Origin of the sequence: Streptomyces sp. NPDC052682, assembly GCF_040678435.1 — a bacterium.
Classification (GTDB): domain Bacteria; phylum Actinomycetota; class Actinomycetes; order Streptomycetales; family Streptomycetaceae; genus Streptomyces.
This window is the reverse complement of the sequence record NZ_JBFATS010000002.1, coordinates 439,485-464,528: the sequence shown is the minus strand read 5'-3', so window position 1 is coordinate 464,528 and position 25,044 is coordinate 439,485. Positions and strand designations below refer to the sequence as shown.

Annotated in this window: 22 protein-coding genes and 1 riboswitch; of the genes, 15 read left to right on the top strand and 7 right to left on the bottom strand. The window is 73.5% G+C overall.

The annotated features are described in order from the left end of the window. Positions 1-59: 59 nt before the first annotated feature. Positions 60-647 (top strand): NAD(P)H-dependent oxidoreductase, encoded by a 588-nt coding sequence (locus AB0K80_RS04600; protein ID WP_365665730.1) that lies wholly within the window; start codon positions 60-62, stop codon positions 645-647. 54 nt (positions 648-701) lie between these two features. Here AB0K80_RS04600 and AB0K80_RS04595 read toward each other — a convergent pair whose 3' ends face one another. From AB0K80_RS04595 to AB0K80_RS04580, 4 genes are all read right to left on the bottom strand, one after another. After that, positions 702-1,583, bottom strand: coding sequence for an ABC transporter permease (locus tag AB0K80_RS04595; protein ID WP_365665729.1), 882 nt, complete (start codon positions 1,581-1,583; stop codon positions 702-704). Beyond that, a complete protein-coding gene (locus tag AB0K80_RS04590; RefSeq protein WP_365665728.1) occupies positions 1,570-2,544 on the bottom strand; it encodes an ABC transporter ATP-binding protein in 975 nt (324 codons plus the stop codon). Before AB0K80_RS04590 ends, AB0K80_RS04595 begins: the two co-directional genes overlap by 14 nt. Before the next feature lie 69 nt (positions 2,545-2,613). Further along, on the bottom strand, positions 2,614-3,843 hold the full coding sequence (locus AB0K80_RS04585; protein WP_365665727.1) for a DUF2092 domain-containing protein: 1,230 nt from the start codon (positions 3,841-3,843) through the stop codon (positions 2,614-2,616). Between the two features lie 286 nt (positions 3,844-4,129). Next, complete coding sequence (locus AB0K80_RS04580; RefSeq protein WP_365665726.1) at positions 4,130-5,140, bottom strand: polyprenyl synthetase family protein; 1,011 nt, start codon at positions 5,138-5,140, stop codon at positions 4,130-4,132. A 532-nt stretch (positions 5,141-5,672) separates the two neighbouring features. After that, positions 5,673-5,829: riboswitch (cyclic di-AMP (ydaO/yuaA leader) on the top strand. A 5-nt stretch (positions 5,830-5,834) separates the two neighbouring features. Here AB0K80_RS04580 and AB0K80_RS04575 point away from each other — a divergent pair. Further along, positions 5,835-6,650: a LysM peptidoglycan-binding domain-containing protein gene (locus AB0K80_RS04575; RefSeq protein ID WP_365665725.1), complete on the top strand. Its 816-nt coding sequence runs from the start codon at positions 5,835-5,837 to the stop codon at positions 6,648-6,650. On the opposite strand, the gene AB0K80_RS04570 is transcribed toward AB0K80_RS04575, so the two are convergent. Then, positions 6,647-7,465: an HAD family hydrolase gene (locus AB0K80_RS04570; RefSeq protein WP_365665724.1), complete on the bottom strand. Its 819-nt coding sequence runs from the start codon at positions 7,463-7,465 to the stop codon at positions 6,647-6,649. The two genes, AB0K80_RS04575 and AB0K80_RS04570, sit on opposite strands and share 4 nt — an antisense overlap. A 230-nt stretch (positions 7,466-7,695) precedes the next feature. Between AB0K80_RS04570 and AB0K80_RS04565 the strand changes: the two genes are divergently transcribed. The 6 genes from AB0K80_RS04565 (at position 7,696) to AB0K80_RS04540 (ending at position 14,608) form a co-directional block, all read left to right on the top strand. After that, positions 7,696-8,766, top strand: coding sequence for a GNAT family N-acetyltransferase (locus AB0K80_RS04565; protein ID WP_365665722.1), 1,071 nt, complete (start codon positions 7,696-7,698; stop codon positions 8,764-8,766). A 49-nt stretch (positions 8,767-8,815) separates the two neighbouring features. Then, positions 8,816-10,102: a glycosyltransferase gene (locus tag AB0K80_RS04560; RefSeq protein WP_365665720.1), complete on the top strand. Its 1,287-nt coding sequence runs from the start codon at positions 8,816-8,818 to the stop codon at positions 10,100-10,102. A 194-nt stretch (positions 10,103-10,296) separates the two neighbouring features. Next, on the top strand, positions 10,297-11,052 hold the full coding sequence (locus AB0K80_RS04555) for a polysaccharide deacetylase family protein (protein WP_365665718.1): 756 nt from the start codon (positions 10,297-10,299) through the stop codon (positions 11,050-11,052). A 103-nt stretch (positions 11,053-11,155) separates the two neighbouring features. Beyond that, positions 11,156-13,069, top strand: coding sequence for a hypothetical protein (locus AB0K80_RS04550; RefSeq protein WP_365665716.1), 1,914 nt, complete (start codon positions 11,156-11,158; stop codon positions 13,067-13,069). Between the two features lie 7 nt (positions 13,070-13,076). Continuing rightward, positions 13,077-13,484 carry a hypothetical protein gene (locus tag AB0K80_RS04545; RefSeq protein ID WP_365665714.1) on the top strand — a complete coding sequence of 136 codons (408 nt, stop codon included), beginning with the start codon at positions 13,077-13,079 and terminating at the stop codon, positions 13,482-13,484. A 41-nt stretch (positions 13,485-13,525) separates the two neighbouring features. After that, a complete protein-coding gene (locus AB0K80_RS04540) occupies positions 13,526-14,608 on the top strand; it encodes a glycosyl hydrolase (protein WP_365665712.1) in 1,083 nt (360 codons plus the stop codon). Here the strand turns inward: AB0K80_RS04540 and AB0K80_RS04535 are convergent. Both AB0K80_RS04535 and AB0K80_RS04530 read right to left on the bottom strand, forming a co-directional pair. After that, entirely contained in the window at positions 14,578-16,926 is a 2,349-nt protein-coding gene (locus AB0K80_RS04535) for a lipopolysaccharide biosynthesis protein (RefSeq protein WP_365665710.1), read from the bottom strand. The two genes, AB0K80_RS04540 and AB0K80_RS04535, sit on opposite strands and share 31 nt — an antisense overlap. Beyond that, positions 16,919-18,172 carry a DegT/DnrJ/EryC1/StrS family aminotransferase gene (locus AB0K80_RS04530; RefSeq protein WP_365665709.1) on the bottom strand — a complete coding sequence of 418 codons (1,254 nt, stop codon included), beginning with the start codon at positions 18,170-18,172 and terminating at the stop codon, positions 16,919-16,921. The genes AB0K80_RS04535 and AB0K80_RS04530 overlap by 8 nt, the downstream gene beginning before the upstream one ends. A gap of 238 nt (positions 18,173-18,410) precedes the next feature. Here AB0K80_RS04530 and fahA point away from each other — a divergent pair, with 238 nt between their 5' ends. From fahA to AB0K80_RS04495, 7 genes are all read left to right on the top strand, one after another. Further along, on the top strand, positions 18,411-19,625 hold the full coding sequence (gene fahA / locus AB0K80_RS04525) for a fumarylacetoacetase (protein WP_365665707.1): 1,215 nt from the start codon (positions 18,411-18,413) through the stop codon (positions 19,623-19,625). Positions 19,626-19,864: 239 nt separating this feature from the next. After that, entirely contained in the window at positions 19,865-20,803 is a 939-nt protein-coding gene (locus AB0K80_RS04520) for a M56 family metallopeptidase (protein ID WP_365665705.1), read from the top strand. Positions 20,804-20,963: 160 nt separating this feature from the next. Next, complete coding sequence (locus tag AB0K80_RS04515; protein ID WP_365665703.1) at positions 20,964-21,755, top strand: GntR family transcriptional regulator; 792 nt, start codon at positions 20,964-20,966, stop codon at positions 21,753-21,755. Between the two features lie 37 nt (positions 21,756-21,792). Next, entirely contained in the window at positions 21,793-22,020 is a 228-nt protein-coding gene (locus AB0K80_RS04510; RefSeq protein ID WP_365665701.1) for a ferredoxin family protein, read from the top strand. A gap of 24 nt (positions 22,021-22,044) precedes the next feature. Next, on the top strand, positions 22,045-23,388 hold the full coding sequence (locus tag AB0K80_RS04505) for an ABC transporter substrate-binding protein (protein WP_365665857.1): 1,344 nt from the start codon (positions 22,045-22,047) through the stop codon (positions 23,386-23,388). After that, positions 23,385-24,251 (top strand): ABC transporter permease, encoded by an 867-nt coding sequence (locus AB0K80_RS04500; RefSeq protein ID WP_365665699.1) that lies wholly within the window; start codon positions 23,385-23,387, stop codon positions 24,249-24,251. Before AB0K80_RS04505 ends, AB0K80_RS04500 begins: the two co-directional genes overlap by 4 nt. Next, positions 24,235-25,041: an ABC transporter ATP-binding protein gene (locus tag AB0K80_RS04495; RefSeq protein WP_365665698.1), complete on the top strand. Its 807-nt coding sequence runs from the start codon at positions 24,235-24,237 to the stop codon at positions 25,039-25,041. The genes AB0K80_RS04500 and AB0K80_RS04495 overlap by 17 nt, the downstream gene beginning before the upstream one ends. Positions 25,042-25,044: the final 3 nt, after the last annotated feature.

Below are 25,044 nucleotides of genomic sequence, written 5' to 3'. Positions count from 1 at the left end.
TACGTGCATATAATGCAGGGGTATGCATTCGCCGTACGCCGACCACCCCTGGGGGATCCATGACGACCCGCCGCTTCCTGTTCCTCCTCGGCAGCAGCCGCCCCGACGGCAACACCGAGCTGCTCGCCCGCAAGGCCGCCGAGCAGCTGCCCTCCGGTGTCGAGCAGGAGTGGATCAGTCTCGCCGAGCACCCGCTGCCCGACTTCGAGGACCTGCGTCACGACAGCGACCACGTCCGGCCCCGGGAGGGCAACGCGGCCCTGCTGCTGGACGCCACCCTCGCGGCGACGGACATCGTGATCGCCTCGCCGCTGTACTGGTACTCGGTCTCCGGCCTGACCAAGCGCTACCTCGACTACTGGTCGGGCTGGCTGCGCACCCCCGGCCTGGACTTCAAGGCGACCAGGGCCGGGCGCACGCTGTGGGGCGTCACCGCGCTCGCGCACGAGGAGCAGGTGGTCGCCGACCCGCTGGTGGGCACCCTCTCCAACTCGGCGGCGTACCTGGGGATGCGGTTCGGCGGGGTGCTGCTCGGCAACGGCAGCAAGCCCGGTGACGTGCTCAGGGACGAGGAGGCGCTGAGCCGCGCCAAGACGTTCTTCGCGCGCCGGGCGCCGCTCGCACGGTTCCCCTACGAGACGCCGTGAGCTGCGCGACGCCGTGAGTTACGAGACGCCGTGAGCTGCGCGACGCCGTGAGCCTTACGCCGAGATGTCCTTCGCCGTGAACCGCGCCCAGGCCGCCGAGCCGAACACCGCCGCGTACAGGGCCTGCAGGCCGAGGTTCCTCACCAGGTCGTCCCAGTAGACCGGCTCGCGCATGAGGTCGGCGAAGGACAGCCAGTAGTGGGAGAACAGGTACGGGTGGAGGGCGTGCAGCTGCGGTATCTGGTCGAGGATCTGAACGGTGATGAGCAGGCCGACGGTCGTGGCCATCGCCGCGATGCCGCTGTTGGTCAGCGTCGAGACGAACAGGCCGAGCGCCGCCACGCCGGTCAGTGACGCGGCGACGACCAGGGCGATCAGCAGGGCCCGGCCCAGGCCCTCGGTGAAGCTGATGCGCGTACCGGAGATGGTGGTCAGGTCGCCGAGCGGGAAGAGTAGGGCGCCGACGGTGAGCGCCGAGACGGCGACCACGAGCGTGGCGGCCAGGCAGAAGACCAGCACCGTGGCGTACTTGGTGAGCAGCAGACGGGTGCGGCCGGCGGGGGCGACCAGCAGGTAGCGCAGGGTGCCCGCGTTGGCCTCGCCGGCGACGGCGTCCCCGGCTATGACACCGATGGCCATGGGCAGGAAGAACGGGAGCGTCGCGGCCAGGGCGGTGAAGACCAGGAACAGGCCGTTGTTGGTGATCTGCGAGATGAACGCCGGGCCGCCTCCGCCGTCCCCGCCTCCGCCGGGTGAGCCGTCGCTCGTCTCGATCTTCACGGCGATGCCGACCAGGACCGGCACGGCGGCCAGCACGCCCAGCAGGGCGAGGGTGCGCCAGCGGCGGAAGGTGGTGAGCAGCTCGCTGCGCAGCAGGCCGAAGGTCCACAGCGGGTTCACCGGCCCGGCCGGGCGGAGCGCCTCAGCCCGCGACATCGAACCCCTCCCCCGTCAGCGCCACGAACGCGTCCTCCAGCGAGGCCCGCTCGGCTCCGAAGCCGCGCACCCGGACCCCCGCCTTCACCAACGCGGCGTTGAGGTCGGCGAGTTCCCGGCCGGGCACCTCACCGCTCACCCGGTCCCCGTCCACCACGACGTCCCCGACCCCCTGCTCCTTCAGCACCCGGGCCGCCTCCCCGGCGTCCGGCGTGGTCACCACCAGCCGGCCGCGCGCCCCGGCGGCCAGGTCGGCGACCGCGCCCTGGGCGATCAGCCGGCCCTTGGCCATCACCGCCGCGTGCGTGCAGACCTGCTCGATCTCGTCGAGCAGGTGGGAGGAGAGGAACACGGTGGTGCCGTCCGAGGCCAGCTCCCGGATCAGCGTGCGGATCTCGCGCATGCCCTGCGGGTCGAGGCCGTTGGTCGGCTCGTCGAGCACGAGCAGCCGGCGCGGCCGGAGCAGGGCCGCCGCGAGGCCGAGGCGCTGCTTCATGCCCAGGGAGTACGCCTTCGCCTTCTTGCCGGCGGCGGCGGTCAGCCCCACCCGGTCCAGGGCGGCCGCGACCCGGGCGCGCCGGGTGCGGGGGTCGGCGGTCGGGTCGGCGGCGTCGTAGCGCAGCAGGTTGTCGCGGCCGGACAGGAAGCCGTACAGGGCCGGTCCCTCGATGAGGGCGCCGACATGCGGCAGCACGGCGCGCGCGGCCCGGGGCATGGGCTGCCCGAGCACGCGCGCCGTGCCGGAGGTCGGCTCGATCAGCCCCATCAGCATGCGGATGGTGGTGGTCTTGCCCGAGCCGTTCGGGCCGAGGAAGCCGAAGACGCTGCCCGCCGGGACGGTCAGGTCCAGGCCGTCGACGGCGAGCTGTCCGCCGCGGTAGCGCTTGGTCAGCGCACGGGTGGCGATGACACCGTCCCCGGCGCCTGCCGGGTCCGGCTCCGTGGCGGACGGTTCGCCCATCGGCTCCCTCGCTCCCTCGCTTCGTCGGCGGCCTGCGGTGTCACTTCGCCTCGTCGGCGGCCTGCGGTGTCACTTCGCGGCGTCGGCGGCCTTCACCAGCGCGTCCTTGGTGACGGCGCCCACGTACACCTTGCCGTCCTCGGTGATCAGGGCGTTGACCAGGCGGGTGCTGAAGACGGTGCCCGAGCCGAACTTTCCGCTGACCTTGTCGCCGAGGGAGTCGAGGAAGCCGCCGAGGTCGCCGCCGGCCCCGCCGCCGGCGGTGGGCAGGCCCTCGCCATCGGTGTCGAAGGTGGCGATCGTGGTCCAGCCCTCGCCGATGGTGTTCAGGCCGCTGAAGCCCTCGGGAACGCCGCCTGCGTGGCGGTCGCCCTCGTGCTCCGGGGCGCGCTCCGGCGCCTTGCCGGCGTGCTCCAGCTCACGGTCCTCGGTGACCTTCGCGCCCTTGGGCGGGGTGAAGTCGAAGGTCGAGGCGGCCGGCTTGGCGAAGCTGACCTGGGTGAAGCCCGCGTCCACGACGGCGGCGCCGCCGCTCGCCGGGGTGAGGGTGAACTTCAGCGGCAGGCCGGTCTTCGCGTCCACCGCCACGCTGATCGCGCCGACGGTGGAGCCGGACTGCCTGGGCTTGACGACCAGGTTGTACGCGTCCCGCCCGGCGACCTGCGCGGTGCCGTCGACGGTCACGGACGTGGTGGGGTCGACCGCCTTCAGGGCCTCTTCGGCGAAGTCCTTCGGCGTGGCCGGGGGCTGCTGCCTGCCGTGCGCGCCGTGGTCGGCCGCCGTGCCGTGGTAGACCTCGTTCGAGGCGCTGTCGTAGCCCCAGACGTCCTTGCCGTTGTGTATGAGGCTGTACTCGGCGGCGTTCTCCAGCAGCGACAGCTTCTGCCGGTCGGGGCCGTCGGCGGCGACGCGCAGGGTGTGGGTGCCGGAGGCGAGTTCGGTGAGCTTGGCCGAGGGGTCGGCGGAGGAGCCGCCGTCCGCGCCGTGCCGGGCCGCGCCGGACATCAGGCCGCTCTCCAGCCCGCCGAGGTCCGGCAGCCCGAGATCCGTGGTGATCTTCACCGTGCCGGACAGCTGCTGGACGTCCGACTTCGCGATCTTGTCGATGAGTTGCTCGGCGGTGATCTTCGGAAGGTCGGGGTCGCCGGAGTCGGCGAGCGCGGGGACGAGTCCGATCGTCGCGGCCGCCACGCCCATCACCGCGACCGGGACCACGTACCGCGCGGCCTTGCGCCGGCCGGCGGGCAGGTCGTCGGTCTCCCCGGCGGTCGTGTTGTCGTCGGATGCGTACGGTGCCATCTGTGCCCTACCTCCGTGGTCGGCGGCGGCTGTCCATCTCGAGTCCTCGCACCGGTTCCTCGTCGAGCCGCCATTCTCACCCGAATCGGTGAGATGTGGTGAAGTCCGTGGTTTCCATCTGACCAAATCCGTCCGATGGTTGCGTCAGACCCCGGGCTCAACTCCGTGTACTGCTCCGGTATGACACGGCCGGGCGGTGTCTCCCCCGACCCGTAGGGGTCGTAGGGGCAGACACCGCCCGGAACACACCGTCGTTGCGAGGCACGCCGTCGAGCAGGGCCGGGGACTACCCCGCCCGGTGCACCACCGCGTCGCACAGTTCCACCAGGGCCGCCTTCGCGGGCCCCTCCCGCAGCGGGGCCAGGGCCGCCCGGGCCTCCTCCGCGTAGCGGACGGTGTCCCGGCGCGCCTGGTCCAGGGCCGGGTGGGCGCGCAGCAGGCGCAGCGCCTCGGCGTGCCGGCCGTCATCCGTGAGGTCGGAGTCCAGCAGCTCGCACAGGGCGACGTCCTCGGCGAGCCCGAGCCGGGCGGCCCGCTCGCGCAGCCGCAGGACGGGCAGGGTGGGGATGCCCTCGCGCAGGTCCGTGCCGGGTGTCTTGCCGGACTCGTGGGAGTCGGAGGCGATGTCCAGGACGTCGTCCGCGAGCTGGAAGGCGACGCCGAGCCGCTCGCCGTACTGGGTGAGGACGTCCACGACCGTCTCGTCGGCGCCGGACATCATCGCGCCGAACCGGCAGGAGACCGCCACCAGCGAGCCGGTCTTGCCGCCCAGCACGTCCAGGTAGTGGTCGACCGGATCGCGCCCATCCTGCGGCCCCGCCGTCTCCAGGATCTGCCCGGTGACCAGCCGCTCGAACGCCACGGCCTGCACCCGCACGGCCTCGGGTCCGAGGTCGGCCAGGATCTGCGAGGCGCGCGCGAAGAGGAAGTCGCCGGTGAGGACGGCGACGGAGTTGCCCCAGCGGGTGTTCGCGCTGGGCACCCCGCGCCGTACGGCCGCCTCGTCCATCACGTCGTCGTGGTACAGCGTGGCCAGGTGGGTCAGCTCCACGACGACGGCGGAGGGCACGATCCCGGGGGCGTACGGGTCGCCGAACTGTGCGGCGAGCATCACCAGCAGCGGCCGGAACCGCTTGCCCCCGGCGCGCACCAGGTGCTGGGCGGCCTCCGTGATGAAGGGCACCTCACTCTTGGTGGCCTCGAGCAGCCCTTCCTCGACAGCCGCCAATCCGGCCTGGACATCGGCTTCGAGAGCCTGGTCCCGCACGCTCAGCCCGAATGGCCCGACGACGGTCACGAGGGGTCTCCTGTCTGCTGGTGTCTGCTGGCGATTACACGGTTTGTCGATAGGTCGCTGCCCTCACTCGAGTCAGCGTATCCGGTCACGTTTCGATCACCGCCAGCGCCCGCTGTTACAGGCCGGGCGGTATCCGATCACGCCCGTTATGTTTTTGATCGACTGATAAGACCAGATACATACAGAAATATATCGACCGGCGCCTCGTCATGCCGGTCATCCTGCCCGCACGCCCGATTTGCCGCAAATAGCAAGCGAATTCGCCTCTTGAGCGGACATGCGCACCGGGCCGGCGATCAGTGAAGTAAGTCACTTCCGCCACACCCATCTCATCACACCACACCCCGCCGTTTCGCCTTCCCGAAAGCGCCAGTTGAACTTGGCGACCGCAAAGGATCAAGCGCGTCAAATCCCCCAAGGCAAGATCAACCAGCGTGATCTGTGACGTCGGCACTTGTTCCCGACATGTGCTCTCGCATACGTTCCCGCCCTGCCGGGCGGACGCCTAATCCTGCCGCCGCCCGTGCCACCGATGACCACTTCACTCACGCACGGCAGGAGCGGGGGACCCAGGTAAGCCGCCGGACCGGTGCTCGCACCGGTCCGGCTCGGGGTGAAGCCGCGCCCACGCGGCCGGGCACCTCCCGCCCGAACCCGACAGCTCACCTCGCAGGCGTCGGAGAGGAACGACAGCATGCCCGGACGAGGTAAGCACCGCCGCCCCAGAACCAATCCGCTCACCCGAGGTGTCGTGGCCGCCGGAACCGGCGGGGCGGCGCTCGCCCTCCCCCTGCTGGCCGCGACGACCGCGAACGCCGCCCAGCTCCCGCAGACGGCGCCCGCCACGGTCGCCCGGACCGCGCCCCAGGTGGTCCAGCCCCCCAAGACCCTCACGTACACCGTGGCCAAGGGCGACACCCTCTACCGCATCGCCGACCGGTACGACGTGCGCGGCGGCTGGCGTCAGCTCTACAAGGACAACCGCACGGCCGTCGGCGACAACCCGGGGCTGATCCACCCGGGCCTGAAGCTGAAGGTCAGGACCACCGAGGCGGACGCCGGCGAGAAGAAGGCCGGCGCGACCAAGTCGTCCACCGCCGCGAAGCCGGCGGCGAAGCCCGCCGTCCAGCCCGCCGCGAAGCCCGCCGCGTCCGTCGCCCAGGCCACCCAGGCCTCGGTGACGACGTACCCGGACAACCTCGACGGCTGGATCCGGGAAGCGCTGGACATCATGGCGCGCAAGGGCATCCCGGGGTCCTACGACGGCATCTACCGCAACATCATGCGCGAGTCGTCCGGCAACCCGCTGGCCATCAACAACTGGGACTCCAACGCCGCCGCCGGCACGCCGTCCAAGGGCCTGCTGCAGGTCATCGACCCGACCTTCCAGGCGTACCACGTGGACGGCACGTCCTGGGACCCCTACGACCCGGTCGCCAACATCACGGCGGCCTGCAACTACGCGGCCCACCGGTACGGCTCGATCGACAACGTCTTCGGGCCCTACTAGAGCCGGCTGCCGGGAAACAGTCGCTCGAGGACGACGGCGATGCCGTCGTCCTCGTTCGACAGGGTGACCTCGTCGGCCACCGCCTTCAGTTCGGGATGGGCGTTGGCCATCGCGACGCCGTGGGCGGCCCACTCGAACATCGGGATGTCGTTGGGCATGTCGCCGAAGGCGATCGTCTCGTGCCGGCCAAGACCCAGGTGCTCGGCGGCCAGCGCCAGCCCGGTCGCCTTGGTGATGCCGCACGGCTGGAGCTCGACCGTGCCCGGCCCCGACATCGTCACCGAAGCGAGGGACCCCACCACCGCGCGTGCCGTTGCCGCCAGTTCGTCGTCCGACAGGAAGGGGTGGCGCAGCAGCACCTTGCTGATGGGCGCGCACCACAGGTCCGCGCGCCGCGCGACGCGCAGCGCCGGCAGGGTCGGGTGCGGCATCAGATAGCCCGGCTCGATGAGCGTGAGCCCGTCGACGCCGTCCTGGTCGACGGCCGCGTACACCTCCCCCACCTCGGCCTCGACCTTCTCCAGCGCGGTCTCGGCGAGCTCCCGGTCCAGCGTGACGGACCACAGCAGCCGGTCGGCGCCGGCGTCGTACACCTGCGCGCCCTGCCCGCACACCGCGAGCCCCTCGCAGCGCAGGTCGTCCAGGAGCGGCCGCACTCTCGGTGCCGGGCGGCCCGTCACCACGAGGTGCTGGGCACCGGCGTCCGCCACCCGCGCGAGCGCGGCGAAGGACCGGTCGGACAGGGTGTCGTCGCCGCGCAGCAGCGTTCCGTCCAGGTCGGTGGCGATGAGGGAGTAAGCGAGGGGTGCGGCCATGATCAGAGAATACGGACCGCGGACCCGTCCGACTCATCGCCTGCCGCACGCCTCCCGCCCCGGAAAGGCCTTTCCGGCATGGCCGGTTACCGCACGGTTGAAGGTCTTCGCACCACTTGGCAACAAGATGCTCCGCTCCCTACCGCCTTGGTGGTCCCGGGCGGTACCTTCCAAGTGTCCAGGGGGGACTTGATCGGGGGGTCAGGTTGAGCAACGGACGCAGTGGACGCATGCGCGTGCTGATGCCCGAGGAGCTCGGCGAGGGGGAGAGGGAGCGCTGGCGGGAGCTGCGCGCCGGGTCACAGGCGCCGCGCAACCCTTTCATGGAGCCGGAGTTCACCGAGGCGGTGGGCCGCGTACGGCCGCGGGCCCGGGTCGCGGTGCTGTACGAGGGGCGGGAGCCGGTCGGTTTCCTGCCCTACGAGCAGGGTGCGCTGGGGCAGGGCCGGGCGATCGGGCTCGGGGTGTCGGACAGCCAGGGCGCGGTGCTGCTGCCGGGCCTGCGCCCGGACACCGGCGCGCTGCTGCGGGGCTGTTCCCTGTCGAGCTACGTCTTCGACAACCTGGAGGCCGAGCAGCAGCTGTTCACGCCGTACGCGGCGGAGGAGCACCCCGCCTACGTCATCGACGTGGCCAAGGGCTACGAGACGTACGAGTCCGTGCTGCGCGCCCAGTCGCCGAAGTTCCTCAGGACCACCCTCGCCAAGGAGCGGCGGCTGGGCCGCCAGGTCGGCGAGGTGCGGTTCGTCTTCGACGAGCGGGACCCGGCCGCGCTGCGCACCCTCATGGAGTGGAAGTCGGCGCAGTACCGCCGCACCGGCCGCCGCGACCGGTTCGCGCAGGAGTGGATCACCCGGCTGGTGGCCCGGCTCGCCGGGACCCGGGCGCCGGAGTGCAGCGGCACACTCTCGGTGCTGTACGCCGGCGGCCGGCCGGTCGCCGCGCACTTCGGGCTGCGCTCGGCCTCGGTGCTGGCCTGCTGGTTCCCGGCGTACGACCCGCGGTTCGCGAAGTACTCGCCGGGTCTGGTGCTGCACCTGCGGATGGCCGAGGCGGCGGCGGCCGGGGGCATCGGGATGCTCGACATGGGGCGGGGCGCGGCCGAGTACAAGGACGCGCTGAAGACGGGCGAACTGCCCGTGTACGAGGGCGCGGTGACGCGTCCGGGGGCGGGCGCCGCGCTGCACTGGCTCAGCCGCGAGCCCGCGCGCCGGGCGCACAGCTTCGTGCGCGGCCGGCCGCGGCTCGCGGCGCTGGCCGCGCGGACGCTGAAGGCCGGTGCCCGGCTGCGCCGGGCGTGACGGCGCACGGGGGCACAGGGGCACAGGGGGCCACGAGGGGGAGGGGCACATGTCCCGTACAGCGCGCACGCAGGAGGAGATCCGGCGGTTCCTGAGCATCGCACCGCTGCAGGTCGCCGAGCTGGACCTGGACGGGGAGGAGGTCTGGCTCCACCCCGGGCCCGGCAGCCCGCCGGTGACGTCCGGCGAGGTGTTCGTGCTGGTCAGGAAGCGGGGCAGGCCGGTCGGCACGCTGCTCGGCCGGGTCCCGCCGGGCGCGGACCCCCGGTCCGTGCTCGCCCCGCCCGCCCGGGACCTGGCCGCACGGGCGGGCGAGGACCGGCCGCAGGCACCACCCGCACCGCCGCCGGCCACGGTCGTCGTCGCCACCCGGGAACGCGCGGAGCAGCTGGCCCGCGCCCTGGACTCGCTGCTGGCCCAGGACCACCCGGACTTCGAGATCGTCGTCGTCGACAACGCCCCTGTGACGACGCGGACCCGCGAGCTGGTCGCGCGCAAGTACGCCGAGCGCGTGCGGTACGTGACCGAGCCGGTGCCCGGCCTCGCCGTCGCCCACAACCGGGGCGTCGCACAGGCCCGCGGCGAGGTCGTCGCCTTCACCGACGACGACGTGGTGGCCGATGCGCGCTGGCTGACCGAACTGACCGCGCCCTTCACCGCCGACCCGCGCCTCGGCTGCGCCACCGGCCTGATCCTGCCGGCCCGGCTGAGCACACCGGCCCAGGTGCTGCTGGAGAGCCACGGCGGCTTCTCCAAGGGCTTCACCCCACGGACGTACGACCCCTTCCACCCGCCCGCCGACGAGCCGCTGTTCCCGTTCACCGCGGGCCGGTTCGGCTCCGGCGCCAACATGGCCTTCCGCACCGGGGTGCTGCGCGCGGTCGGCGGCTTCGACCCGGCCACCGGCGCGGGCACGGCCGCCCGGGGCGGCGACGACCTGTACGGCTTCGTCCGCGTCCTGGCCGAGGGCCACCGGCTGCGCTACACGCCGCAGGCCCTGGTGTGGCACCACCACCGGGACACCTGGCGGGACCTGGAGACCCAGGCGTACGGCTACGGGGCCGGACTGACCGCGTACCTCACCGCGCTCCTGGTCCGCCGCCCGTCCCTGCTGCCGGCGTTCCTCGCCCGGCTGCCCCGCGGCCTCGCCCACGCCCGCGCCCTGACCGCCCGCCGCGACGCGGACGCCACCGGCTCACCGGGCGACCACGACACCCGCACCCACCCCTGGCCGGCCCGCCTGTCCCGCCTCCAGCGCAGGGGCATGCTCCACGGCCCGCTCGGCTACGCCCGCGCCCGGAGCGCCCTGCGCACAGACGATCGGAGGTCGAGATGACGGCCCAGGACGACGTCACCGGAAGAGGCCCGACGACGGAACCGCCCCGGCGGACGACGGCGAGGCCCGGGCACCGGGCGGCGGGAGAGGCACCCCGGACGGCGGGAGGGGCACCCCGGGCGGCGGGAGGAGCACGCCGGACGGCCGCCCACGCGGTGGGCCGGCGGATCCCCGTCTTCCTCTACCACGCCGTGATGGACGAACCGCCCGGCTGGATCGCCGAGTTCACCGTCACCCCACGGCAGTTCGCGGCCCAGCTGGACGCCGTCGTGGCCAGCGGACGTACGCCCGTCACCATCGGCGCGCTCGCGGATCACCTGGCGGGCCGGGCCCCGTTGCCGCCCCGGCCGGTGCTGCTCACCTTCGACGACGGGTTCGCCGACCTGGCCGGGCCCACCGCCGAGGCGCTGGCCGAGCGGGGGCTGCCCGCCACCGCGTACCTCACCACCGGGGCCCTCGCCCCGGGCGGCCGCAGCCTCCTGCCGCCCGCGCCGATGATGTCCCTGGCCCGCGTGGCGGAGCTGGAACGTTACGGCATTCAGATCGGCAGCCACACGGTCACCCACGCCCAGCTCGACACGCTGTCCGCCAAGGACCTGGCGTACGAACTGCGCGCCTCCAAGGCCGAGTTGGAGGACGCGCTCGGCCATGGCGTGGACCATCTCGCCTACCCGCACGGCTACAGCAGCCCGCGCGTGCGGGCGATGGCGGCCCGGGCCGGGTACGAGACCGCGACCGCCGTGCGCCACGCGCTCAGCTCGGACCGCGACGAGCCGTACCGCATCGCCCGGCTCATCGTGCGGCGCGGCCACACCCTCGCCGACGTGGAGGCCTGGCTCGCGGGCTCGGGGGCGCGGGTCGCGCCCTACCGGGACGGCCCGAGGACGGTCGGCTGGCGGTGGTACCGCAGGGCCCGGGCGGTCGTGCGCGGTCCGGTGTTCGCCGGCTGACCCCGGCCGCGCGCCGCCCGGGAGGTCTCCCCCGACTCTGTCGATTTTGGTGTGAAAAGCAGTCGAAATTCCTATACTTGGCCCGGGGGAGGGGAGTCCCAGCGTGCAGCAACATGTGCCTGTACCGACCGCTGAGAGCAGTGTGCTGCCCGCTCCCGCCCCGGCGACCGGCCCCGGCGCTCCGACGTCCGGCGGGGACCGGAGGGCGCGGTGGATCCCGCGCCGTCCGCCCGACGCGGGCCTGCTGACCCTGCTGCTCGCCGCCGCGCTGTGGGGGTACGCACTGCCCCGCATCGGCTTCCGGCACATGGGCGACTACGGCCTGCTGGACCGCCTCCCGCCCGCCTACTACCTCTCGCTGCTGGTCCTCACCGCCGGTTTCGTGCTCAGTCTGCGGCGCGCGGGCACCGCTCCCTGGTGGCCCGCCGCGCACTGCGCCGCGCTGCTGTGCGCGCTGAAGGCGCCCCCCGCGGTGCTGTACGACGCGGTGCGCTACCCGTGGTCCTCCAAACACGACGCGGTCGTCAACACCCTGTTGCGCAACGGCGAGTTGCGGCCGCACGCGGCCCTGTCGGGCAACATGTCCGCCTACGACCAGTGGCCCGGCTTCTTCACCCTGAACGCGGGCCTGGTGCGCGCCTTCGGCGTGCAGAGCGCCGCCGTGTACGCCAACTGGGCGCCGATCGTCCTCGGCCTGCTGACGATCCCGGTGCTGGTGCTGATCTACCGCACCTTCTGCCAGGACTGGCGCCTGGTGTGGACCGCCGTGTGGATCTTCCAGCTCGCCAACTGGGTGGGCCAGGACTACTTCGCCCCGCAGGGGCTCGCCTACCTGCTGCACCTGTCGGTCATCGCGGTGGTGCTGCGGCACTTCGTGCGCCCGGGCTCCGCCGGACGGCTGCGCGACCGGACGTTCCTCGACCCGGCCGCCGCCCCGGTGCCACCGCCCACGGGCAACCGGCAGCGCGCGGTCAGCGTGCTGATCCTCGCCCCCCTGATCGCCGCCGTCAACGCCACGCACCAGCTCACCCCGGTGATGCTGTGCATCTGCCTGCTCGCCCTCAACCTCACCCGCCGCTACCGCAACCTCGGGCTGCTGGCCGTCGCCGCGCTGCTGATGCTCACCTGGGACCTGACCATGGGGCGGCCGCTGTTCGTCGAGACGCTCTCCACCCTGAAGGAGTCGATCGGCGAGCTGACGCAGAACTCCCGCGCCGGCTACGCGGGGCAGCTGACCGGCCCCGGCCCGGAACTGGCGGGCACCGCCAACGTGCTGATGGTCCTCGCGGTCGCCGCCCTGGCCGGGGCCGCCGTGGTGCTGCGCCGCCGGCTGACCCGCAGCGCGCTGCCGCTGCTGCTGGTCTCCGCCGCCCCGGTGCCGCTGTTCGCCGTCAACGACTACGGCGGCGAGATGCTCTTCCGCGTCTACCTCTTCGGCATGCCCGGTGCCGCCTTCTTCGCCGCCGCCGCGCTCGTACCGGCCCTGGAGGGCACCCACCGCAGTCGGGCGAAGGCCCGGTGGCGCAGGGCCTCGGCGTTCGTGCTGCCGGCGGTGCTGCTGGCGCTGCTTGCCGGGTTCCTGCCGTCGTACTACGGCAAGGAGAAGATGTACTACACGCCGCCCGAGGAGACCGCGCTGGTCACCCGGGCCCTCGACGACGCCCCGGACGGCTCGCTGATCCTGGCCACCAGCGGCTCCTTCCCGCAGGCGCTGCACCGCTACGACCGTCTGGAGCACTGGTTCTTCGCCGAGCAGGAACTCCCCGAGAACGAGAGGATGCTGAAGGACCCGGCCCGGTACCTCGCCGACGGCATCCCGCCGGGGACCCGGGCGTACGTCCTCCTCACCCGCACCCAGGACGTCTACACCGCGGGCGAGGGCCTGCTGCCGGCCGGCGGCTTCGCGACCCTGCGGGCGAAGCTGTCGAGGTCGCCGCTGTTCCGGACCGTCGAGCGCCATCCGTACGGAGTCGTTCTGGAGTACCGCCCGGCCGTCCGAGGAACGACCACAAGGTGATCCGGTGATGCGCGTGACGTCGAAGGTCAGTCAGGTCAGAGTGGTCGTGGCGGCCTCGGGCTGGGTCGCGCTGGCCGCGACCGCCGTGCCCGGGCCGTCCCCGCTGCGCTGGATCCCGGTGCTGCTGTTCACCCTGTTCGGCCCGGGCTGCGCGGCGCTGTACCCGCAGCCGGGCGGGCTGGCCCCCGGTGCCCGGCTGGAGGCCGTCGCGCTCGCCGCGCCGATCAGTGCCTCGCTCGGCGTGCTCACCGCGACCTCGCTGTTCCTGGTGAAGGGCTTCTCGATGACCGCCTTCCTGGTCTCGCTCGCCGTCTTCACCACGGTCGTGGCGGCCCTGCCGGGGCTGCCGCTGCCCGCCGCGCGGCGCGGCGCCGCCGAACGCGCCACCCACGGGCCCTCCGGCGGTGGCACATGACGGGGCTGCGCAGGCCGCCCAGGTGGCGTGGGGAGACGGACATGGGGCGCGCCAGGCGCACCTACACGGCCGTGGTGCTGGTGGCGGTGGCCGCGCTGCTGGCCGGGCTCGGCATCTGGGCCGGCGGCGCGCGGGAGGCGACGTCCCCCGGGGCCTCGGACCCGCTGCCCACCGGGCCGTGCGCCCCCACCGACACGCTGGTCCCGCCCTGCGGTGCCTGGTGGGGCGCCTATGTGCCCTACGCCGCGAACGGTTCGCTCAAGGACGCGGTGCTCGGCTTCGAGAAGCGGATCGGGCGCAGGCTCGACCTCGTGTACAACTACCACGACATGTCGGGCACCGAGCGGGACGGCCACCTGCTCACCCCCGACGAGCGGGAACTGGGCGAGGACCGGCTGCTGATGCTGGCCTGGGAGTCGACGATCTGGACCGAGCCGCACCACGCCGGCTGGACGGAGACCCAGCTCGGCTGGAAGAACATCGCCTCGGGGAAGTACGACGAGGAGATCCTGGACCCGCAGATCCGCCGCATCAAGGCCTACGGCAAGCGGATCTTCCTCTCCTTCGACCAGGAGACCGACGCCCGGATCAAGGAGGGCGCGGGCACCCCGGAGGAGTTCGTCGCGGCCTACCGCCATCTCCACGACCGGTTCCGGAAGCTGGGGGCCGGCAACGTGGTGTGGGTGTGGACCGTATCCGGCTACCTGGGCAGCGCCAGGGACATGAAGGCGCTGTACCCGGGGGACGCGTACGTCGACTGGATCGCCATGGACCAGTACAACTACTACCGGTGCCACGGCACCACCGACTGGAAGGACTTCCTGCGCAGCCAGCGGCCCGGTTACGCGTGGCTGCGGGCGAACATCTCCGAGGACAAGCCGGTGATGCTCGCCGAGTTCGCCACCGCGCCCGACCCGGACGATCCGCGGCGCCAGCGCGACTGGTACGCCCGGATCCCCGAGGCCGTGCGGCAGCTGCCCAAGGTGAAGGCGCTGGTGCACTGGAACCGGCCGACCTCCGAGAAGGCCGTGTGCGATCTGACCGTCAACGACGGGCCGGGCCTGGAGGGCTACCGGGAGGCGGGGCGGAACCGCTACTTCCACCAGCCGGTGCCGCCCCGCTGAGCCCCGTCCCCGGTGCGGTTCCGGTACGGCAGCAGCAGGGCCGGCACGGCCAGCAGGACGAACAGGGGCGGGGCGAGGGGCGCGAGGTCGTCCCGCCACACCCAGCAGCCCACCGCGATCAGGTACAGCACGCCCCAGCGGGCCGGCCAGGCCCGCCGCCCGCCGGCCCGGCCGGTGAGCAGTGACCCCAGCGGTACGAGGCACAGCAGCAGACAGGCCTGCGGTATCCAGCGCAGCAGCGGCCCGGGCCCGTCGAGTCCGGCCGCGTCCGCGAGGGCGCCGGCCGCCTGGGTGTACCACGCCCCGCCGACCGCCCGGGGTGCCCGGCCGAGCGCCACCGGAGCGGCGTACAGGGCGAGCAGCGCGGCGGCGAGCGCGGCTCCGGGCAGCCAGGGGTCGCGCCGGGCGCACAGCGTCACCGACGCCACGAACACGACGAGCGGCAGGGCGGTCGCCACGAGCGCGGTGACCGGGAGGTCCTCGAGCAGTTGACGCCCGGTGAGCCGGGTGGCGGTGGCGTCGCCGCCGAGCCAGGGCTGGTCGCGCAGGGCCGCCCAGTAGAGCACGGTGGCCAGCGCGAGCACCGTCCAGAGAGCACCTCGCAGAGCGGGGTGGTCCCGGGGGGCCTGCTCCGGCTGTTCGGGCGGGGCCGGAGCCCGCGGGGCCTTCTGCTGCCGGGGGCCGGGCTTGCCGTCCTGGGGTGTGCCGTCCTGGAGCGGGCGGGTCCGGTCCCGCTCGGGCGCGTCGGTGTCGTTCGCGTCGCCCAGGTCGCCCGCGTCACCGGCGTCCGGGTGGTGCGGGCGGACGATCAACGCCAGCGTGTCCGCCTGCAGGGCCTCCCGTTCGTACCCGGGGCTGCCGATGAACAGGGTGACCGTGTCCTCGTCGGTGTTCTGGTGCGCGTACGCGGCCCGGCGCGCCCAGCTCGTGCCGTACCCGGCGGTGGCGTTCAGCCGGGCCCAGCGGGTGCCGTAGGCCGGTGTGTCCGGCGGCCGGTCCGCGGGCCGTTCACCGCGGCGCAGCGCCGAGCGCAGCCCGGTGACGGACACCACGGCGATCAGGGTCATGCTCAGCAGCACCGCCCAGCCGGCGCCCGCGATTCCGGCCGGGGTGAACAGCACGGCCGCGCTGCCCAGCACCAGCGCGCACATCGCGCCCTGGAGCGCGGCGAGCACGCCTGTACGGCCCTGGACGCGCAGCACGCCGATGTACAGCTCCACCACGACCCTGGGCAGCGCGCCGAGGGCGAGCAGCCGCAGCACCGTCGTGCCGTGCTCGGCGTAGTCCGGGCTGAAGGGCGCGAGGATCTGCGGCGCGAACAGCACCAGCACCAGCACCACCGGCACCAGCAGCAGCGTCATGCGGCGCAGCGCCCCGCGGACGCCGTCGGCGAGCTGCCGCGGGTCGTGCGAGGCGTGCGCGGTGAGGGAGGAGGCCATGTTGATGGCCATGAACTCCATCGTGCCGCCGACGGTGTACGCCACGTAGAAGTAGCCGTTCTCGGCGGCGCTGAAGCGGACCGCGACCATCACCGGCAGCAGGTTGATCATCGCCAGGCTGAACAGCGCGCCGAGCGAGTCCCCGGCCAGGAACCGGCCCATCTCGCGGACCTGCGGGGGTTGCAGGTGGCGGTCGGCGGCGGCCTGGCGCGGGATGAGCCTGCGGAAGATCAGCCAGCCCAGCGGCAGGGTGGAGAAGGCGATCGCCACGGCCCAGGACACGAAGATGCCGAGCACCGGCATGGCCCCGGCGAAGACGACCAGCAGGACGAGTTTCCCGACCGAGAACACCGCGTTCCCGGCCGGCACCCACTCGGCCTTGCGCAGCCCGGTGAGCACCCCGTCCTGGAGGGTGAGCAGCGCCCAGGCCACGCACGCGGCGACGAACACCGCGCCCGCCGCCGGGGTGCCGAGCGGCGCGTACGACGCCCCCCACTGGTCGAGGGTGAGCAGGAAGACGCACGCGGCCAGGGCGACGATCAGCGAACTGGCCGCGTACGTGCCCCACACCAGCCGCGCGGTCCGGCGTCCCGCGCGGGGCACGAAGCGGACCACGGCGCCGATCATCGTCGTGGCCGTGATGCTGGCCAGCAGCCGCATCGCCGCGATGGCGGCGGAGCCCTGCCCGACCGCCTCCTCCGCATAGTACCGCGCGGCCACCAGCCAGAAGCCGAGGCCGAGCACGGCGGACACGCCGGTGCTGAGCATCAGGAAGTAGGCGTTCTTGAACAGTGAGTCGGAGCCGTGCCCGCCGGGGGCGGCCCGCGACCGGCCGGCGGCGCGTGCCTCGGCGTGCTCGTGCACCTGGGCCTCAGCCACGGGAGGGACCCAGCCCTCCCCTGCTCAGCCCTTGGGGTTCCCGTCCTCCCGGCGCCTGGACCGGCCTCGCCCCGCACCGCTCCAGCACCTCGACCGCCTCCCGGGCACGCAGCGGGTCCACCGGCAGGGCGTGCCGGGCGAACCAGCGCGCCGCCTCGGGGGCGGGCGAGGGATCGGTGAAGTCCGGGCCCGCGTAGTCGTCCAGGGGCGGGTCGTAGAGGTAGCCGACGACGATGCCCCGCCGGGCGAGGGCCGCGATCGCCGCGTCCCGGTCGGCGACGAACAGCGGCACCCGGAACAGCGGCTGAGCGGCGCCGGTGGGCTTGGCCCACGGCGTGGACAGCAGCAGCTCCGTGCCCGCCCGGCAGGCCGCCAGCACCTCGTCCAGCCGCTCCAGCTTCCGCCCGATGCGCCGCAGCCGCGGCCGGCCGGGCGTGAGGCGGTAGTCGTGCATGTCGACCCGTACCCACGGGTCGTACGCGTCGAGGCCGGGTGCCGACCGGCCGGCGCGGGCCAGCTCCCGCGGACGCAGCGGCATCCGGATCTCCTCGCGCTCGGTCAGCCCCAGCAGCCGCATCGCCGCCCAGGCGGCGCCGCGCAGCCGCAGTCCGCGGACCGCGGCCTCCGCGTACGGCCGTACGGCGTAGGCGAGTTCGGCGGTGGGGCGGCGGGGCAGGAGCAGTTCGGCGCGGGTCCGTTCCACCGCCGCGCGCAGGCCCGGGTCGGCGAGGGCGAGCATGCCGCCCGCCTTGGCGCCGACGTGCTTGGAGAGGCTGAAGACGGCGGCGTCGCCCCACGCCCCGACCGGCCGGCCGCCCGTCTCGCTGCCGATGGCGTGCGCCGCGTCCTCGAACAGCGGGATACCCAACGCGTCGCACCTGGCCCGCAGTCGGGGCGCCGGGTCCGGGTTGCCGTACAGGTTCGTGGTGAGCACGGCGGACAGCGAACCCCACACCTCGTCCGGCACGGCATCGATGTCGAGGGAGGCGTCGAGCGGGTGCAACGGTGCCTGCACGGGCCGCAGTCCGGCCGCGAGCACGACGAAGAAGATGACGTCGTCGTTGACCGGCGACATCAGCACCCGTCCGCCGGGCGGGCACCAGTGGCGCAACGCCACGTACAACCCGAACCGGCACGACGGTACGTACACGCATTCCCGGCCCAGTCGGCCGCGCATGGTCTCTTCCAGCCGTCTCGGCTGCGAGCCCCCGTGCGCGAAGCCGCGGCCGGCCCCTCCACTGGCCATCCGCCCCCCTGATGTGCCCTGGACCGCCCCCTCCCCGAGGCCTTCCGGCACCCGCTCAGAGTCGCCCTGTTCGCACCGCTCCGTCAAGATTGCCTCCCGTTCTGTGGATAACTTCCGGTGCGGGAGCGCCCCAGGCGGCCCCTCCGGTTCTGCCCAGGACGGGCGCGGTGCACGTAACGTGTGGCCCACCCACGGACTCGTGGAGCACATGGCGCACACGAAAGCGAGGCAGCACCCGATGCCCCCCTTCGATGTCCCCGAGGGCGACCCCTTCGGCCCGCACAACCTGCCCTACGGCGTGTTCTCGCTCCCCGGCTCGCCGGAACGGCGCGTGGGCGTCCGGCTCGGCGACCACGTCCTCGACGCCGGCGCGGCCGCGCGGGCGCTCGGCTCCCCGTACGCCGCCCTGCTGGCGCAGCCGTCCCTGAACCCGCTGCTGGCCGCGGGCCGCACCGCCTGGTCGGACGTGCGGCGGGCGCTGACGGCGTGGGTGACGGTGCCGTCGCACCGGGAGACCGTCGCCCCGCTGTTCCACCCGCTGTCCTCGGTGACCCTGCACCTGCCCTTCGAGGTGGCGGACTACGTCGACTTCTACGCCTCCGAGAACCACGCCCGCAACGTCGGGCAGATCTTCCGCCCCGACGCCGCCGACTCCCTCACCCCCAACTGGAAGCACCTGCCGATCGGCTACCACGGCCGCTCCGGCACGGTCGTGGTCTCCGGCACCGACGTCGTACGCCCGTCCGGGCAGCGCAAGGGCCCGGCCGACGAGGCGCCCGTGTTCGGGCCGTCCGTCCGGCTGGACATCGAGGCCGAAGTGGGCTTCGTGGTCGGCGTCCCGTCGCGGCTCGGCACACCGGTGCCGCTCGGCGACTTCCGCGAGCACGTCTTCGGCCTGTGCCTGCTCAACGACTGGTCCGCGCGCGACATCCAGGCCTGGGAGTACGTGCCCCTCGGTCCGTTCCTCGGCAAGTCCTTCGCCACGTCGGTGTCGGCGTGGATCACCCCGCTGGACGCCCTGGAGGAGGCCCGGGTGGCACCGCCGCAGCGGACCCACGCGCTGCTGGCGTACCTGGACGACTCCGGTGCCGAGCCCGGCGGTTACGACCTGCGGATCTCCGTGGCGATCAACGGGCACGTGGTCTCCGAGCCGCCGTTCTCCACCATGTACTGGACGGCCGCGCAGCAGCTCGCCCACATGACCGTCAACGGCGCCTCCCTGCGCACCGGCGACCTGTACGGCTCCGGCACGGTCAGCGGCCCCGAGCCGTCCCAGCGCGGCTCGCTGCTGGAGCTGACCTGGAACGGCCGCGACCCCCTCGAACTGCCCGACGGCAAGCGGACGTTCCTGGAGGACGGCGACGTGGTGACGCTCACGGCCTGGGCGCCGGGGCCGGGCGGGCTCCGGGTGGGGCTCGGGGAGGTCACGGGGCGGGTGGTGCCGTCGGAGTGAGGCGCGGGCGCGGCCGCCCCCACCGACGGGCGGCCGCCCTCGTTCGTGTCCGATGTCCGGCGACCCCTGCCTCGCACCGCCCGGCGCCGTCATACTTGGCGTCGGGCGGTGCGCATGTGCGCGTCAGGTACCTCGACGCAGGGGCGTCCGGTACCTCGGCGCAGGGGGTGCACGGCCGCCGCCCGGCACCGCACGACCTGAAGCCGCCCTTCTTCCGACCAGGAACCGGAGCCCGTGGCATGACCGTCTGCCTGCTCCTGCTGAGTGCCGTCGCCGTGACGGCCGCTGTTCCCGTTCCCCGTGCACTGACGCGGGCCTCCTGGCCCGAACGGGAGCCGGTGGTGGCGCTGTGGGTGTGGCAGTGCCTGGTGGCCACCGTCCTGCTGTGCTGCCTGTCGGCGCTCGCGCTGGGCGCCGCCGCCGTCTTCGGCACCGTCCGCGCCCAGTTGTTCGCCCCGGCCCCGCCGGGTGTCACGGAGGCGTACGACCTGTCCTCGGCGCCGGTCTGGGCGACCGTGCTCACCGTGCTGCTGGCCTGCGGGGCCGCCTGGACGACGGCGATGCTCGCCCGTGAGCTCGTCGAGGCGCGCCGGCGTCGCGCCCAGGCGCGTGCCCACCTGCGGGAGCGCGCCCCCGATCTGCCCGCCGGGCTGCCCGCCGCCCGGGGTCCGCTGCTGGTCCTGGAGGACGAGTACCCCGACGCCTGGTGGATGCCGGGCAGCCCGCCGCAGCTGATCGTCACCACCGGGGCCCTGCACCGGCTCACCGACCACCAGGTGGACGCCGTCCTCACCCATGAGCGCGGCCACGCCCGGGCCCGCCACGACTGGCTGCTGCACCTGTCGACGGCCCTGGCCACGGGCTTCCCCCGGGTGCCGTTGTTCGCCCACTTCTGCGACCAGACGCACCGCCTGGTCGAACTGGCCGCGGACGACACGGCCTCCCGGCGCTGCGGTCACCTCACCACCGCGCTGGCCCTGATCGAGCTCAACCAGCACCGCGGCGTACTGTCCTGCGCCTCCAGCCACCGGCTGCTGGGCGAACGGGTCGACCGCCTTCTGCAGCCGCCGCCCCGGCTCGGCCGCCGGCACCGCGCCCTGACGACGACGGTGGCGGCGCTGGTCCCCCTGCTCCCGCTGCTGATCGCGTTCGCCCCGGGGCTGACAGCGCTCAACTGACGACCCGGGCCGGCCGGGACACCGGGATGGCAGGCAACCGGTGGCGGATCTGCCCGGCCCCGGCGGAGAACCGCAGGTCAACGCGCCATCTGACGCCCCGAAGGATGGCGCAACACTCTCGCAACACCACTATTCCCACCGGATAGGTATGGTTCCGGCCATGCCACCCACCGACCGCATCCGAGACGCCGCCGGCCACGGCGCGGCGACCACCGTCGCCGCCCACCGCACGCGGCGCCGGCTGCGTGCGGACCGGGCCCGGCAACTGGCGGACCTGCTCCGCCACCAGATCCTCACCGGCGCCCACCCCGACGGCACCCTCCCCCACGAGTCCGCCCTCGCCGCCGACTACCGCGCCTCCCGCAACACCGTCCGCCAGGCCCTCGACCTGCTCCGCGCCGAAGGCCTCGTGGCACGCCAGCCCGGCGTCGGCACGGTGGTCGTGGGCCGTAAGTACCCCCACGGCCTCGACCGTCTGATGGGCCTCGCGGAAACCCTGCGCGAACACGGCCGCGTCACCAACGAGGTCCGCACGATGGGCCCCGCCCCCGCACCCGCCCCGGTCGCCGAACGCCTCCGGGTGCCGCCCGGCACCGACGTCCTCTACATCGAACGCCTGCGCCGCCTGAACGGCCTCCCCCTCTCCCTGGACCTCACCTACATCCCCCTCGACATCGGCACCCACCTGCTCGGCGAGGACCTGGAGAACACCGACGTCTTCCGCCTCCTGGAAGCCGTCACCGGCCGGCCGCTCGGCCACGCCGAGATCACCCTGGAGGCGGTGACCGCCGACGCCCACTCCGCCGCCGTGCTGGAGGCTCCGCGCGGCGCCGCCGTCCTGATGCTGGAACGCCTCACGCACCTCGCGGACGGCCGCCCGGTGGACCTGGAGTTCATCCGCTTCCGCGGCGACCGCATCACGATGAGCGGTCTGCTGCACCGGTCCCTGTGACCTCACCCATCCCCGCAGCACCTCCCTGGAGACAGCCATGCCCTTGGTGCCCCAGCGGGCCGACGTGCCCGTGACCATCGACGCGTCGAAGTGCATCGACGGCTGCACGCTCTGCGTGGACATGTGCCCGCTGGACTCCCTCGCGATCGACGACAGCACCGGCAAGGCCTACATGCACGTCGACGAGTGCTGGTACTGCGGCCCGTGCGCGGCCCGCTGTCCCACCGGAGCCGTCACGGTCAACATGCCCTATCTGCTCCGGTGAGAGGCCCGAACTCCCATGCGTCCCCTGAAGAACACCGCACTCGCCCTGTCCGCCGCCCTCCTGCTCGCGCCGCTGACGGCCTGCGGCGGCAGCGCCGAGGCCGGTGACGGCGCCACGGTCACCGTCACGGTCGGCTACCAGTCCAAGACCATCAACACCGTCACCGCGGGCACCCTGCTGCGCTCCCTCGGCTACTTCGAGAAGCAGCTGAACGCCCTCCACGACGGCCACACCTACAAGGTGGACTGGCAGGACTACGCCACCGGCGCCCCCATCACCGCCCAGATGACCGCCGGGAAGATCGACATCGGCTCGATGGGCGACTTCCCGCTGCTCATCAACGCGGCCCGCGGCAAGCAGCTCGGCCGCCCCACCCACCTGGTGTCGGTCACCGGCTACAACCTGCGCGGCGGCCTCAACACCGTCGTCACCGCCCCCGGCTCGAAGCTCACCTCCCTGAAGGACCTGAAGGGCAAGAAGGTCTCCACGAGCGTCGGCTCGGCCGCCGACGGCACCCTCGTACGGGCCCTGCAACGCGCCGGCATCGACCCCGCCAAGGGCATCGAGAAGCTCAACCAGCAGCCCGCGGTGGGCGCCTCCGCCCTCGCGGCCGGCAGTACGGACGCCCTGTCGCAGTTCGTCGCCTGGCCGGGCCTGCTCGCCTTCCAGGGCAAGGCGAAGGCCCTGTACGACGGTGCGCGGCTGAACCTGCCCACCTTCCACGGCGTCACCGCCCGCGAGGACTTCGCCAAGCAGCACCCGGCCGTGCTGGAGGCGTTCCTGAAGGCCCAGGCCCAAGCCACCGACTACCTGAACGACCACCCGGTGGCCGCCGCCGAGAAGGTCGCCCGGGCCACCGGCCTGCCCGCCGAGGTCGTCTACCTCTACAACGGCGCCCACGGCATCGCCACCTTCGACCCGGCCGTCAAGCCGCAGCTCGTCTCCGCCCTGAAGCAGGACGTGCCGGTGTTGAAGGCCGCGAAGCTGACCGGCGACATCGACGTGGACTCCTTCGTCGACGACCAGTACGTGAGGAAGGCCCTCGGAGCCTCCTACGCCCGGCGCCTGGCCGCGCGGCCCGCGCCGGCCGCGAGCGAGGTCTGGCCCAAGGGCGCCGAGCAGACCCGCACCTTCCCCTCCCCCGCCGAGCTGCTGCGGTACGTCGCCGGACACCAGGACGGCATCCGCGCCGCCTACGTCCCCGACGCCACCACCGGCACGCTCTGGTTCGCCGACAAGGCGGTGTGGGTGGCCGACGGCGAGAAGCTCCTGCCGTTCGTCGCCCCGGAGACCGCCCAGGCGTACGTCGCCGGGCACGGGGGCGCGCGGGTCGTCACGTACGCCGACGCGCTGGAGCGGGCGTCATGACCCGGTACGCGCTGCGCGCCGCCTCGCTGCTGTCCGCCCTGGGCCTGTGGCAGCTGCTGACCAGCCTGGACGTGAACCTGTGGCTGCGCTTCTCGCAGTTCCCGACCGTCACGGACGTGGCCCGCGCCTTCGCCGCCCGGCTGTCCGGCCCCGACTACTGGACCGACCTCACCGACAGCCTGACCCGCATCCTCACCGGCTTCCTGCTGGCGGCCGTGCTCGGCGTGGCCACGGGCGTGCTCGTGGCGCGCTCGCGGCTCGCCGAGGACCTGCTCGGCCCGCTGCTGGAGGTGGTCCGCCCGATTCCGGCGATCGCCCTGGTTCCCGTCGCGATCCTGCTGTTCCCCTCCAACGAGCAGGGCATCGTCTTCATCACCTGCGCCGCCGCCTTCTTCCCGGTGCTGGTCTCCACCCGGCACGCGGTCCGCGCGCTGACCCCCGTGTGGGAGGAGGCGGTGCGCACGATGGGCGGCGGGCGGTGGCGGATCCTCGGCTCGGTCGTCCTGCCGGGCGCGCTGCCCGGTGTGTTCGGCGGGCTGTCGGTCGGTATCGGCGTGTCGTGGATCTGCGTGATCTCGGCGGAGATGATCTCCGGCCAGTACGGCGTCGGTTACCGCACCTGGCAGGACTACACGGTCGTCGACTACCCGGGCGTCTTCGTCGGCATGGTGACCATCGGCGTGCTCGGCTGGGTCACGTCCACGGCCGTGGAACTGCTCGGCCGCCGCCTGACCCGCTGGCTGCCGCGCACCTCGTACGTCCCCGCCGGCCGGCCCCGGCTCCCCCGGGCCGCCGCCGTGCCCGTGCCGCCCGCCCCGGCCGGGCCCGGACCCCAGGAGGCACGCGATGAGCACCTCGTCTGAGACCCGCCCGGCCGCCGGGCCCCGCACCGCGGGGCAGGGGGCGGCTGCCGCGCAAACGCGGGGCACCCGGCTCACCCTGCGCGAGGTCACGCTCGGCCGTCCCGGCGCCCCCGCCGTGCGCGGCACCGACCTGGACGTCGCCCCGGGCGAGATCCTCACGGTGGTCGGCCCGTCCGGCTGCGGCAAGTCGACCCTGCTGCGCACCCTGGCCGGGCTGTTGCCGCCGCTGGCCGGGACGGTCGAGCAGGACGGCCGGCCGGTGACGGGTCCGGCGGCGGACCGTGCCCTGGTCTTCCAGGAGGACGCCCTGCTCCCCTGGCGCACCCTGCGCGCCAACGTCGAACTCCCGCTGGCCATCCGGGGTTTGCCCCGCGCCGAGCGACGCACCCAGGCCGAGGCCTGGCTGGCCCGGGTCGGACTCGCCGCGCAGGCCGGGCAGGTGCCGCACCGTGTCTCCGGCGGGCAGCGCCAGCGCGCCCAGCTGGCCCGTGCCCTGGCCGGCCGGCCCCGGGCCGTGCTGATGGACGAGCCGTTCGGCGCCCTGGACGCCCAGACCCGCGCCGGCATGCAGGACCTGCTGGTGGAGGTGCTGCACGGTACCGGCGCGACCGTCGTCTTCGTCACCCACGACGTCGACGAGGCCCTGTTCCTCGGCGACCGCGTCGCCCTGCTCGGCGACGGCCGCCTGACCGCCGTGCGCGACGTGCCCCGGCCCCGCGACCGTACGGCCCACGACGACCCGGCGCGTGTGGCGCTGCGGCGCGAAGTCCTCACCTCCCTCGGTACCTGAAAG